Source organism: Leptolyngbya sp. AN10, from assembly GCF_050565645.1.
Classification (GTDB): Bacteria; Cyanobacteriota; Cyanobacteriia; order Leptolyngbyales; family Leptolyngbyaceae; genus Leptolyngbya.
In genome coordinates this window covers 276,284-289,188 of the sequence record NZ_JBNXVP010000002.1, presented here as the reverse complement: position 1 = coordinate 289,188, position 12,905 = coordinate 276,284, and the positions used below count along the sequence as shown (strand labels likewise).

The following is a 12,905-nucleotide window of genomic DNA, read 5'->3' as shown; positions in this document are numbered from 1 at the left end:
CCAGTAAACCCTGTCCAGCGTAGAAATCCTCTTTAATTCAACGATCGAGATTGTGCCACAGCGAACTCGATCGAATTCGAGGGATTTGCCGGATCAGAATTGACTCGTGCCAACGTCGCCAAAAATTCTGTAATGTTCTCAAACTGACAATAAACTGAGGCATATCGAATACAAGCGGCTTCACTTAACGGTTGCAATTCTTGTAAGACTAATTCACTAATTTCGCTGCTTAAGATTTCCCGATTCGTGCGCTGTTGAAGTGCAGATTCGATCGTACTCACCATCGTTTCAACTTGTGCAGTTCCGATCGCGGTTCGTTCACAAATTCTTGTCAGCGATCGCACCAGTTTTTCTCGATCGAATCCTTCACGATTGCCATTTTCTTTCACCACTACGAGCGGCGCAAATTCCACCCGTTCATAAGTTGTAAACCGATGATTACACTTGAGACATTCTCGCCGCCGCCGCACACTTTGACCGCTATCAGCAGCCCGCGACTCCAAGACCCGGTTTTCCATGTTATGACAAGCAGGACAACGCATAAATTTTGTCGGTGAAGATCAGACACATCATACAGCTAGTGTAGCAGCTCTGATTATTTTTTTCTTCTGCGCTACAGGCAGGGGAAAGCGGGGTACTCTTTACCTAAACTTCATCATATCGCGCAAAACTGATCGATCGCACACCTCGAACTGATCACGATCGTGTCTTGCTGCGATCCAAATCACATAAATTCTGGGCACTCCCGTTAGAAATCCAGTGATCCGGGGCAACTTTACTAAAGCGAACCTTGTTAGTTTGTTCCCTGAACTCGCATCGGTTCCAGCCCAAACATGAAGTCTCTGTAAGTTTGTGTCTGGGCAAATTTCACCATAGGTTGGCAACTGGCGCATGAAATCTCGTGATACTCAGAAGCAAAAATTGCTGGTCGTCGATGATGAACCGGATAATCTCGACCTCCTCTATCGCACATTTTATCGAGAGTTTAAAGTACTGAGGGCAGAGAACGGTCCATCAGCACTCGATATTCTTGCTCAAGAAGGCGATGTGGCAGTCATCATCTCTGACCAGAGAATGCCGATGATGAGCGGTACAGAGTTTCTCAGCCTCACTGCCTCTAAATATCCAGATATTATTCGGATTATTTTGACGGGTTATACCGATGTTGAGGATTTGGTCGAAGCGATCAACGCCGGGAAAGTTTTTAAATATGTGACGAAACCTTGGAGTGATAGCGAATTGCGCGACGTGGTAAAAAGCGCGATCGATACTCACACGCTTTTGAGAACCCGCACTGAAGAACTTCGCCGCACTCTACAACGCGAATCGCTCCTGAATGCGGTCACAAGTACGATCCGAAGCGCTCTCAGCTACGACGAAATTCTGCAAACGATCGTCGAAACGATCGGCAAAAATTTCGAGGTCAGTGGCGCGATCGTTTGTCCGTTCCGCGATGGTGAAATCCAGGATCAAACCTTTACCTATTGGAACGCTGCAACTCCTCAGCCTGATTTGGCTTCAACGATTTGGGAAACGTACCAAGTCGAAGCAATTCCAGATGTGCAACAGTACGATCGCATTCAACAATTTGACGATCGACAAGCCGCATACTCTACGGCAGATATTCGATCGACCTTAATGGTTCCACTGATCTGTCAGCAGGAACTGATCGCGATTCTCGCTCTGCATGAATCTGGAAAAAGTCGCACTTGGCAACAAGAAGAAATCGATCTAATTCATACTGTTGCGGATCAAGCTGCACTCGCACTTTCTCAAGCTCACAACTACGAGCAAGTTCGCGCCCTGGCAAAGCGGGAAGCTTTGATTAATACGATCACGACTGCAATTCGATCGAGCCTTGATCCCCAAGAAATTTTTGCCGCAATTACTCAGCAACTTGGACAAGGCTTACAGGTCGATGGCTGTGCGCTTTCGCTCTGGACAGAGGACGATAGTTTTGTTCAATGTGTGGGTCTGCACGATTCGAGTTGGGGCGATCAAAAACCTGCTGAGGCACTCTTACCGCAATCCAGTGTGCCGATCGAAGGCAATCCCGTTCTAAAACAATTAGTCGCGACTCAACAACCGATTGTCTTAAACGATCTCACTCAACACACAGAGTTCAATGTTTCAGAGTTTCGCACTCCCGCCCGCGCTTTATTAGTGGTTCCGCTGATTACAGACGGCAAAATTATCGGTAGCATCTCGCTCAGACAAAATCACCAAGCGCGAAACTGGCAAGCTTCAGAAATTCAATTAGCTCAATCAGTAGCGGCTCAAGCAGCGATCGCGGTTCAACAATCGCGCCTGTACCAAACCACCCGCCAACAAGCTGAGAAACTCTTACAACTTGATCGACAAAAAACCGAATTCTTCCAAAACATTTCCCACGAGTTCCGCACACCATTAACGCTGATGGTGGGTCCACTCGAAGGAGCCGTTTCTTCTGGTCAAGGATTATCTCTAGAACAATCGACGATCGCGCTTCGCAATTCTCGTCGTCTACTGCGATTAGTGAATCAATTACTCGATCTACAGCGCTTAGATGCAGGAAGAATGCAGCCCAAATTCCAATCGTGCAACCTAGCAGAATTTGTCAATCAAATCGTTGAAACCTTCCGCCCCTACTGTGAAAAGAAAGGCTTAACTCTGATTACACAGTTGGAAGCCTGCCCAGATGTCTATCTAGATTTAGAGAAATTTGACAAGGTTCTCTACAACTTGCTCTCGAATGCAATGAAGTTCACGCCTGCGGGTCAAACGATCAGCATCGCACTTGAAGCGATCGACGATCGATGCTGCCTGAAAGTTCGAGATACTGGAATTGGAATTCGTGCAGATCAATTGCCGCATCTATTTGAGCGATTCCGTCAAGCTGAAGGCTCTGAAAACCGCAGCTTTGAAGGAACGGGGCTGGGATTGGCGCTCGTGAAGGAACTTGTCGAACTTCATAGCGGCGAAATCAACGTCGAATCGACTTATGGACACGGCACAACGTTTACGATCGATCTAAAACTTGGTGCGGCTCACTTACCTTCTGATCAAGTGGTCGATGCTCAAAGTGAAGTTCAGACCAGTCGAGCAGCAGTGGAACTGGCAGATTTAGAAGTCGAATTGCAAGACGATCGCGAGTCTGACCCTGCACCCGCGATCGAATTTTCGATTCACGAAAATCAACCTAGAATCCTCGTCGTTGATGACAATCCAGATTTACGCTCTTATGTCTCTGGAGTCCTGAAACAACAGGGTTATTTAGTTTGGACGGCTCGCAATGGTGCAGAAGGATTTGAACAAGCGAAAGCCCACCATCCTTCTTTAATCGTGACCGATTTAATGATGCCGATCGTATCGGGTTTAGATATGATCCGCATGATCCGCGCTCAAGAAGACCTCAAAGGAACCCCAGTTATCTTACTGACTGCAAAAGCGGATGAAGATACTCGCCTCGAAGGAGTCGAACGGGGAGCAGATGCGTACTTAGCAAAACCGTTTAACGATCGAGAATTACTGGCAGAAGTTCGCAATCTACTTTCACTCAAAGAAAACGAGCAGCGAGTTTCCCGAATCAATACCTATCTCACAGAATCAGTCCTGAGTCGATTCCTCCCGCCCACTTTAGTAAAACGGGCGGCTCAAGGTCAACTCACGCTTGATCTGCGTCCTGAACCTCGGATGATTACGGTGCTGTTCAGCGATATTGTCGGCTTCACTCAGCTTTCAAACACTTTACGATCGCGCCGTGTTGCCGAGCTATTAAATGAATACCTCAATGCGATGACCCGCTGCGTATTCGATAACGGTGGCACAGTCGATAAATTCATGGGCGATGCGATTTTGGCACTCTTTGGCGCACCCGAAGAATTGTCTCCCAATGAGCAGGTGAGACGTGCGATCGCGACCGCCCGTCACATGTATCGCACACTCGATCAACTGAACGCCCATTGGGAAAGTCAGGGCATTGATCGGGTTTCTTTCCGCTGTGGCATTCACCAAGGAACGGCAGTGGTTGGAATGTTTGGGGGTGAAGAGCGATCGGATTACACAGCGATCGGTCCGAGTGTGAATATTGCGGCACGATTGCAGGAGGCGGCGGCTCCCGGATCGATTTTGATTTCTGCGGCAGTGGCGGATTATGTGGATGAGGACAATATTACTAAGGAGAGTCCGTTGAAGTTGAAAGGGGTTGATGAAACGGTTCTGACGTTTTCGGTTAGCCCGTATTTGGATCAGGTTCTCACTCGGCAATAATTAACGCAGTTCGGGTTAAGAGGATGTTTGAGAAGGATAAAAAGCGGCTTTGCTGCGTTGCGAGTCCGCCCGGAGATTTATTTCCGGGCGGGTGAATGCGATGAACGATTGCTTTTCAAAAACCCGCTAAGAAGCGCTTGACGAAACAAGGCAATTTCTTATTCCGAACTTGTGTTATTTCAAATCCAATAATCCTTCTTCTTTCAATTTCGGATTAAATCGAATTTCGGCTTGAACATTTCGTGCTTTCAGTTGAGCCATAATTTCAGCCTCGACACGACGAGCAACGTTTTTTAGTGTCTTGATTTGGGTGAGTTCGTCTGGAGCCTTCTCGTAAGTCGATCGCTCTTCATCGGTCATCAACGGTTTCACCTGAATCGGTTGTGTCCACTTTGATTCATCCTCCAGGGGTGAGCCATTTTCGGTGAGCCAAGTGGTGCGAATCGTTTCGAGAATTGTGCGGCTGGGTCGATCGACAATTTGAACTTTCACCCAGTAACAATCGGAAACGCATCGAACTAAATGCTGTCTCAAACTCAGAAAGACATCTCTTGAAAAGCCAATATATTTTAAGGTTTGAGTTTGATCAAAGATGGCGTAAATTCCAACTTTGCCTTGAAATTGTTCAAGAAGTTGTCCCTCTGGATTGATAAAAGGCAGGAATTCCAAATCGGTTAAGGCGGGAATGTCAGTCATGAAAATCGGCGAGTGCAGTGGATCGATCGTAGTATATTGGGCATTGCCGATGCTTGCACCGCGCTCCGCGTTCGCCAAACTTAACGATGAGTCACTCGAATTCTGTTCAAATTCCCGCTTGTGCTTGGAAACGTTCGATCGGGCAAGGTTGGGAAAAGCCTTATACGGTGAGATATCCGAGCAATTTGGATGATGGAGCGTGGCATGGTGCGCCCCTTGGCGGATTTGGGGCAGGATGTATTGGTCGATCGTCAAAAGGTGATTTTAATCTGTGGCACATTGATGGCGGCGAACATATTTTTGAGTCGATGCCTGCTTGTCAGTTTAGTGTGTTTGAACAGGTTGGAGAACAATCACAAGCTTATGCACTGACGACTGATCAAACATTGGAGAATTGGCGATCGTATCCTGAAAATTCTGGAACTTACAGCGCATTGTATCCGCGTAGTTGGTTTCAGTATGAGAATGTCTTTCAAGCTCAATTAACGTGTGAACAATTTTCCCCGATCGTTGCCAATAACTATCAAGAAACAAGCTATCCGGTTGCAGTGTTTCAATGGACAGCACACAATCCCACAAATCAGCCCATTACGCTGAGTATTCTGCTGACTTGGGAAAATATGGTCGGATGGTTTACGAATGTACTCAAATCGCCGGAAATTCGCATCAGAGAGGATGGTAGTCCGGTGTATGAATATCAGCCCCGACTGTATGAAAGTGCTGGTAACTTCAATCAACTAACTGGCAATGAGCAACAGTTAGCGATCGTCATGTCTCGCACTGTTGAACAACCAAAAGAAGGCGATGGACAATGGGCGATCGCAACTTCGCTCAATCCGTATCTTTGGGAAGTTTTCTACAACACTCGCTGGAATCCTGAAGATGGTTCTGAACTCTGGGAAAGCTTCTCGCGGGATGGATCATTGCTCGATCGAGACGACGAAACACCATCAACCGGAGAACGAATTGGAAGTGCGATCGCTGTTCGATTCACGCTTAAACCGGGTCAAACTCTACAAATTCCCTTTGTTCTGAGTTGGGACTTTCCGATCACAGAATTTGCTGAAGGGGTGGAATATTTTCGTCGCTACACCGATTTCTTTGGTCGCACTGGTCAGAATGCTTGGTCGATCGCTCGAACTGCTCTGAAGCATCATCGAACCTGGCAAGAAAAGATCCAAGCTTGGCAAGCTCCGATTCTCGATCGAACTGATCTACAAGATTGGTTCAAGATGGCATTGTTCAATGAACTCTATGATCTCACTCAAGGGGGAACGCTGTGGAGTGCTGCCGATGAGCGCGATCCAGTCGGTCAGTTTGCGGTGTTGGAGTGCATTGATTATCGCTGGTATGAAAGCTTAGATGTGCGACTCTACGGTTCTTTTGGATTGTTAATGCTCTGGGCAGAACTAGAAAAATCGGTGATGCGATCGTTTGCTCGTGCCATTCCTCAACAGGACAATCGTACTCGTGTGATTGGTTACTACTATACGATCGGTGCAGAAAGTCCGATGGCGTTGCGGAAAGTCAAAGGTGCAACTCCGCACGATTTGGGCGCACCGAATGAGCACGTCTGGGAGAAAACGAACTATACCGCTTATCAAGATTGCAATCTGTGGAAAGATTTGGGATCTGATTTTGTGCTGCAAGTCTATCGGGACTATCTACTAACAGGTGCAACTGATACCGAATTTTTAGCAGAATGCTGGGACGCGATCGCAGAAACATTACTCTATCTCAAACAGTTTGATTTAGATGGTGATGGCATTCCCGAAAATTCAGGCGCACCTGATCAAACCTTTGATGATTGGCGCTTACAAGGCGTGAGTGCTTACTGTGGAGGACTCTGGATTGCAGCACTCGAAAGCGCGATCGCGATTGGCAAAATTCTCGATCGACCCATTGATCTCTATCAGTCTTGGTTAGCTCAATCTCGCACCATCTATCAAGAGAAACTTTGGAATGGAACTTACTATCGATTAGATAGTGGTAGCGGTTCTGATGTTGTCATGGCGGATCAACTGTGCGGACAGTTCTATGCTGGATTGTTGAACTTACCTGATATTGTTCCGATCGAGTGTGCTGAATCTGCTCTGAATACGGTTTACAATGCCTGTTTTGTGCGATTTAGCGAAAAAATGGGCGTTCAGATTGGAGCCGCAAACGGCGTTCGTCCGGATGGCTCACCCGAAAATCCGAATGCGACTCACCCACTAGAAGTTTGGACAGGAATTAACTTTGGGATTGCGGCATTTTTAATGCAAATGGGAATGAAAACGCAAGCTTGGACACTAACGGAATCCGTTGTCGATCAGATTTATGGTCACGGATTGCAATTTAGAACACCAGAAGCGATTACGGCAGCAGGAACCTTCCGAGCGAGTCACTATTTAAGAGCGATGGCAATTTGGGCGATTCTGTTGATCTATGATCAACCTTGACATGAAACTGCCATGTCAAATTCGGGCAATCCGTGTACACTCAACAGACGGAATTAAAAATATCTTAAATTCCGATCAACGTGCGATTCGCAAGATAGTATCGATCGAATCCCTTGTGTTCCAATGAGTAACGCTCCCACAATCTCACGTAAGTAGAACGACACGAATGAAACGAATATCGCGATTCCTGGCTTTTCTGTTAGGGTTCATGTTAGTCATGTTACCTATGAGCAGCGATTGGGTAATGCCCGGAATTGCTCAATCGAAACCCGCTCAACGCCCAAATGCTGAAGTTGACAGATCGCAGCTTCGCCCTTTTGATGAGGTGATCAAAGACATGAAGCCCCTCAAAGGCTTGTTCACGCTCTATCAGAACGAGAAAACGGGAAGAGTGCTGATGGAAATTTTGCCGGGTCAACTCGATCGCAATTTCTTCGCAGCAATGACGCTCGAATCTGGAGTGGGGGAGCGCGGAATCTATAGCGGTTTGCCGCTTGGCGATTTTCTCTTTACTCTGCGTCGTGTTAACAATGGGATTCAGTTTGTGGTTCCAAATCTGTTCTTCCGAGCGGATCAAGGAATTCCGATCGAGCGATCGATTCAGCGATCGTTTAGTGATTCAGTTCTAGAAACGTTGCCGATTCGCAGTATTCACGCAGAGCGCAAGAGCTTTCTCGTTGAACTCAATCCGCTGTTGCTTTCTGACCTACCTGGATTGATGCCGACTCTATCCGAATCTCTGGGCGGCTCGTACAATCTGGAGACAGGTAGTTCTTACTTCGATCGCATTAAAGCCTTTCCAGAAAACGTTGAAGTAGAATCAGTCTTTGCATTCACGGGTAGCGGCAACGGCGATAGTATGCCGACCTATATTGCAACCCTGCCGGATAGTCGAGCTTTTAGCTTGAAAGTGCGCTATAGCTTGTCTCAATTGCCCGAAAATAATGGGTATCGTCCTCGATTAGCAGACGATCGCATTGGTTACTTTATCACCGCTTACAAAGACTATACGACGGACACTTCCAGACGACCGTTTGTTCGCTACATCAATCGCTGGAACTTGCAGAAGAAAGACCCATCTGCCCCACTTTCGGAGCCTGTAAAACCGATTGTTTTCTGGATTGAGAACAGTGTGCCGCTAGAGTACCGGGATGCGGTTCGCGAAGGGACTTTACTGTGGAATCGTGCCTTTGAAAAGATTGGGTTTAAGAATGCGATCGAAGTGAAACAAATGCCGGATAAAGCCGATTGGGACCCGGCAGATGTCCGCTACAACACGATTCGCTGGTTCAATACGAATGATGCCATCTTTGCAATGGGACCTTCGCGAGTGAATCCGCTCACAGGCGAAATTCTCGATGCAGATATCATTGTTTCCGCTGACTTTGCTAGAGCATTGAAAGAAGACTATCGCACCTTGGTGGAACAGAACCAAATGCGCTCGGCTCCCTTTGTTGCTCAACTCACGGGCAATCCGAACCTCTGTAACTATGGGATGGCGGCTCAAGCAATTCGCAAACAAGCAAAGACTGAGCAGAAAAAAGCCGCTCCTCGATTGCGGTTTGGTTCGCATCTAGGGAACTATCAAGACCTTTGTTTTGGAGTGGATACTGCCAAGCAATTTGCAGTCGGGAATATGTCCATGTCCCTGATGCAGAATGTTTTACCCAGTAGTCCTGAGATGAAAGCTTTTGCTCAGGAATTTATGCGGAATCTGATTGCTCATGAAGTGGGACATACATTAGGATTGCGGCATAATTTCCGGGCAAGTTCAATGCTCAAACCTGAAGAGCTAAACGATACTTCGATTACTCAGAGCAAAGGACTGACTGGATCAGTCATGGACTATGCTCCAGTAAATTTAGCACCGCAGGGAACTAAGCAAGGAGACTATTTCTCGCACGTGATCGGACCTTACGATGAATGGGCGATCGAATACGGCTACACGACTCTCGATGCTAGAGTTCCTCAGGCTGAACGTCGCGAACTCGATAAAATTGCTCAACGCGCTCCGCAACCTGAACTGACTTATGCAACCGATGAAGATCTAACTTACCTTGATCCGAAAACTAATGTCTTTGACATGAGCGGCGATTTGCTGACTTATACAGAATGGCAGCTAAAGAATGCTCGTGAAATGTGGAATCGCGTTGATCAACGGTTCCCATTCCAAGGGGATAGCTTCAATGAAGTTCGGGTCGCGTTTAATGCAGTGTTCGATTACTACTTCCAGTATTCAACTTTTCTGAGTGAATACATTGGGGGACAGTTCTTTAATCGCTTCAAAGCGGGCGATGCTCAAGGACGATTGCCATTTGAATCTGTGCCGATCGATCAACAGCGTCGTGCTCTAGGACTCATTCAGCAGTATGTGTTCAGCGAAACCCCTTTCCGCTTTTCACCAGACTTTCTGAATAAGTTAGCACCGTCTCGCTGGTCACACTGGGGAACGAATCCAACCGCGAATCTAGACTATCCGATTCACGATAACATTCTATTTTTGCAAAGCTTTGCGCTGTATTCGCTGCTGGACTACGATCGTTTAGCACGTTTACGAGATTCAGAACTGAGAACACAAGCTGGGCAAGGATTAACCATTCCCGAACTGTTTGATAGTCTGCAGTCAAGCATTTGGGGCGATGTGATCACTCCACAGGACAACCTCAAACTATCGGGTTTACGGCGTGCCTTACAGCGGCAATACATGGAAGCAATGATTTCGATGATGTTGCGGCAAGCCGATGTTCCTGAAGATGCTCGAACGGTGGCAAGATATGAACTAAAACAGCTTCAAAAATCTATCGATCGAGCTTTACGCCGAGTCAATGAGAAGGAGGTTTACACCAAGGCGCATCTGGAAGAAGCTCGCGATCGGATTGGAAAGGCATTGGAGGCACAATTACAGTCGCAATAGGTCGAGTGCTAGGTGTAGGGCTAATCTCTTAGTTCTCTACTAAGGATCGTGAATTAAATCAGTCCGGCGAATAGAATTCGCGACGATACAAACGAAGTCTGCCCCACGCGGACTAACAGCCAATTTCTTAACCCGCAACGGCGGGTTTTGTTTGTGTAGCTGCGAATTCGATTCGCCAAGCAAATGTTCGGAGTGATTAAATTCACATTCCTAAGCAAGTTTATTGCGGTGATTGCCTTCCTGCTCTTACCGCCGTGTTAATAAACAGTAGGCTTGAGCAAATCAATCTTTGATTCCTCCCCTATCTGGAAAAACTCCCTGTACACACAAGTCTGAATTGCCTCGTTTGAGTCGGCTTGTGTGGACACGGTAGCTCATCGCGCAGAGGCTGAAGCGCTTGTCCTAGCTCAAAGTGATACTGAGGACTTAAGCCAGGTTGAATGGAGCGATCGAGCGTTGAGCCGCACACATCATCACCAGTGCCCCCTCTGCTGAATTCGGATTGACCCCACTTAGCCACTGCGCCAAACGAATGTTCCACGAAGAGCGTCCCCACTTGCCTTGCAGCACCTCTGCTCCAACTGTGCGGTTATGTGGAAAGAGCTTGATGCTAAAGCCCATCGGCTCCAAGGTGCTGTAGAAAAACTCAGGGGTGACACCATCACCTGGACTGTGATGCACCTCGGTCGCCACCATCCACCGTTGTTCCTCGCTCGTCGCATGTCCACCTCGCTTTATCCAGCGATACAACGGCAGACGAACCTTCCAGAGCCAGTGCGCGATCGCGGTGTTCCTCCACATCGTTTGCTGTAGATCATGGTCCGTGATCAACAATCCACCTGGGCGCACAATTCGAGCCGCCTCTCGTAACACTTGCTGCATATCATCACAGTGATGCAGCGTACCGTTAATCACAACAATATCGGCAAATTCAGAGATAAACGGAAGATGTTGAGCATCAGCAAGAACAGGTGTATAGCCAAGTTCAGCCGCAATCTTTAGTCCGCCGTGAGCAACATCCACCCCAATTAATTGATTCGGTACTCCACAGCGATCGCGTAATGCTGCGAACACATTTCCTGGACCACATCCAATATCGACTACAGTTTTATGCTGCCAAGAACCTGTTATGGCAAACCAACGGTCTTGAAATTCGCGATCGCGATGCACTGCGTCTAAATAGCTCTTTGCCCATTCGGGCTGTCCGAAATAGTAAGCATTCGCTTCGAGTCCGGGTGAAGGATGGTCAATCGGGAACGATAAAATCCCGTCTTTCCAGGTTGCAAAGAGGTGTTGATCAGCAGTGATAAAGGAAGCCAAACTGTTCTTGGTCAGCATAATCTGAGTTGTTCAAGCAATCATTAAGGACAGGCGATTTGAGTAAAGCAAGGTTCTTTCGGTAAAGGTTGCTTTGCAGCGATCGTCGTATAGGCGGGAATTAATTGTTGTGCGATCGCGCTCCAGGAATAGCGTTCTTGAGCAAGTTGATGTCCATTGTTGCCCAGTTTCTCGCGAAGTGTGGGTTGCACTAACAATTGCTCGATTGCCCAGGCTAAAGGCTCAACTGCACCTTCTACGACGAGTCCTGCATCGGCTGCTTCAATCTCTGGTGCAATTTGAATACCAGGTGTAACCACGACAGGTAATCGAGCACTCATCGCTTCAGCAACCGCAATTCCAAAGTTCTCGGAGAACGATGGTAAGACAAACAAATCTGCACCCTGCAATAAGCAATGTTTCGGTTCACCTAATACTAGACCAGCGAAAGTGATTCGATCGTTTAATTCTAAAGATTCAGCCAGTTCGCGTAGCTTTCTCACGTATGCTGGATCTCCATCGCCTGCAAAAATTACATGAAACTGTGATCCCTGCGCCGCAAGCGAATAAAGCGATCGCAACAGTAATTCAGGGCGCTTTTTGGGATGTAGACGCGATAGAAATAAGATAATTGGGGTTTGTTGCGGAATTTGGTATTTCTGATGCAGCTTTGATCGAGCATCTTTAATTTCCCGCATTGAATTCACGCCGAGTGGAAGCGTGAGGGTCGGTGATTTAATTCCAAAATTCCGCACGTCTTCGACTTCAGAAGACGCAGTACAATGAATTGCAGCGGCTCGATCGAGGTTATGTCTTTCAATGAGTGCGCTGTAAACTTGCTTTTTTACTCGGCGTTGTGCCAATGCCCAAGGGGTTAGCTGTCCCATTGTGCGAACTGTATAAGGCACATGATACCAACGTGCGATCGCGGCGGCACAAGTTGGCGCATAGCAAAATAGGTAGTGATTATCTAGCACATCATAGTTCGGAATATGCTGCCATAGCCAGCTCGTTGCAGCAGGTGAGAATAAAAACTCTTTTAGTGCTGGACGTTTGAACGGCATAAACCAAACCGGAACCGTTGCTCCATCTTCTCGAAAGCGGTAGTTGACTCGTTGATTGACTGGAACATCAAGCTCAGTTGCGCCATCATGGTTTGTAGTCATAATCTCAGCTTCCACCCCTAATTGCTGCAATGCCCAAACTAAATTCATTGCAACCTGTGGTGGACCCCCCATGCTTGGACTCAGTGAGGGGATCACGTGCAGAATCTTCATTTTGTTTAACCG

General features: G+C 47.3%; 8 protein-coding genes. 3 read left to right on the top strand and 5 right to left on the bottom strand.

Translation table 11 applies throughout. From position 1 onward, the window contains the following. Positions 1-32: 32 nt before the first annotated feature. A complete protein-coding gene (gene nrdR, locus ACQ4M5_RS04210; RefSeq protein ID WP_430674352.1) occupies positions 33-542 on the bottom strand; it encodes a transcriptional regulator NrdR in 510 nt (169 codons plus the stop codon). 99 nt (positions 543-641) lie between these two features. Continuing rightward, a complete protein-coding gene (locus ACQ4M5_RS04205) occupies positions 642-893 on the bottom strand; it encodes a hypothetical protein (RefSeq protein ID WP_430674351.1) in 252 nt (83 codons plus the stop codon). On the opposite strand from ACQ4M5_RS04205, the gene ACQ4M5_RS04200 reads away from it, so the two are divergent. Beyond that, positions 892-4,248 (top strand): response regulator, encoded by a 3,357-nt coding sequence (locus tag ACQ4M5_RS04200; RefSeq protein WP_430674350.1) that lies wholly within the window; start codon positions 892-894, stop codon positions 4,246-4,248. The genes ACQ4M5_RS04205 and ACQ4M5_RS04200 overlap by 2 nt on opposite strands. Before the next feature lie 174 nt (positions 4,249-4,422). Here the strand turns inward: ACQ4M5_RS04200 and ACQ4M5_RS04195 are convergent, their stop codons facing one another. Then, complete coding sequence (locus ACQ4M5_RS04195) at positions 4,423-5,022, bottom strand: GIY-YIG nuclease family protein (protein ID WP_430674349.1); 600 nt, start codon at positions 5,020-5,022, stop codon at positions 4,423-4,425. A gap of 8 nt (positions 5,023-5,030) precedes the next feature. Between ACQ4M5_RS04195 and ACQ4M5_RS04190 the strand changes: the two genes are divergently transcribed. Next, on the top strand, positions 5,031-7,385 hold the full coding sequence (locus ACQ4M5_RS04190; protein ID WP_430674348.1) for a GH116 family glycosyl hydrolase: 2,355 nt from the start codon (positions 5,031-5,033) through the stop codon (positions 7,383-7,385). 226 nt (positions 7,386-7,611) lie between these two features. Further along, on the top strand, positions 7,612-10,299 hold the full coding sequence (locus ACQ4M5_RS04185; RefSeq protein WP_430674347.1) for a zinc-dependent metalloprotease: 2,688 nt from the start codon (positions 7,612-7,614) through the stop codon (positions 10,297-10,299). Positions 10,300-10,725: 426 nt separating this feature from the next. Here the strand turns inward: ACQ4M5_RS04185 and ACQ4M5_RS04180 are convergent, their stop codons facing one another. Both ACQ4M5_RS04180 and ACQ4M5_RS04175 read right to left on the bottom strand, forming a co-directional pair. After that, positions 10,726-11,637 (bottom strand): class I SAM-dependent methyltransferase, encoded by a 912-nt coding sequence (locus ACQ4M5_RS04180; RefSeq protein ID WP_430674346.1) that lies wholly within the window; start codon positions 11,635-11,637, stop codon positions 10,726-10,728. Positions 11,638-11,660: 23 nt separating this feature from the next. Further along, positions 11,661-12,893: a glycosyltransferase gene (locus tag ACQ4M5_RS04175; RefSeq protein WP_430674345.1), complete on the bottom strand. Its 1,233-nt coding sequence runs from the start codon at positions 12,891-12,893 to the stop codon at positions 11,661-11,663. Positions 12,894-12,905 lie beyond the last annotated feature (12 nt).

Coding starts and splice junctions, on each gene's coding strand:
- ACQ4M5_RS04200 (WP_430674350.1), top strand. CDS start 892: ATGAAATCTCGTGATACTCAGAAGCAAAAATTGCTGGTCGTCGATGAT.
- nrdR (WP_430674352.1), bottom strand. CDS start 542: ATGCGTTGTCCTGCTTGTCATAACATGGAAAACCGGGTCTTGGAGTCG.
- ACQ4M5_RS04185 (WP_430674347.1), top strand. CDS start 7,612: ATGAGCAGCGATTGGGTAATGCCCGGAATTGCTCAATCGAAACCCGCT.
- ACQ4M5_RS04180 (WP_430674346.1), bottom strand. CDS start 11,637: ATGCTGACCAAGAACAGTTTGGCTTCCTTTATCACTGCTGATCAACAC.
- ACQ4M5_RS04175 (WP_430674345.1), bottom strand. CDS start 12,893: ATGAAGATTCTGCACGTGATCCCCTCACTGAGTCCAAGCATGGGGGGT.
- ACQ4M5_RS04190 (WP_430674348.1), top strand. CDS start 5,031: ATGAGTCACTCGAATTCTGTTCAAATTCCCGCTTGTGCTTGGAAACGT.
- ACQ4M5_RS04205 (WP_430674351.1), bottom strand. CDS start 893: ATGCGCCAGTTGCCAACCTATGGTGAAATTTGCCCAGACACAAACTTA.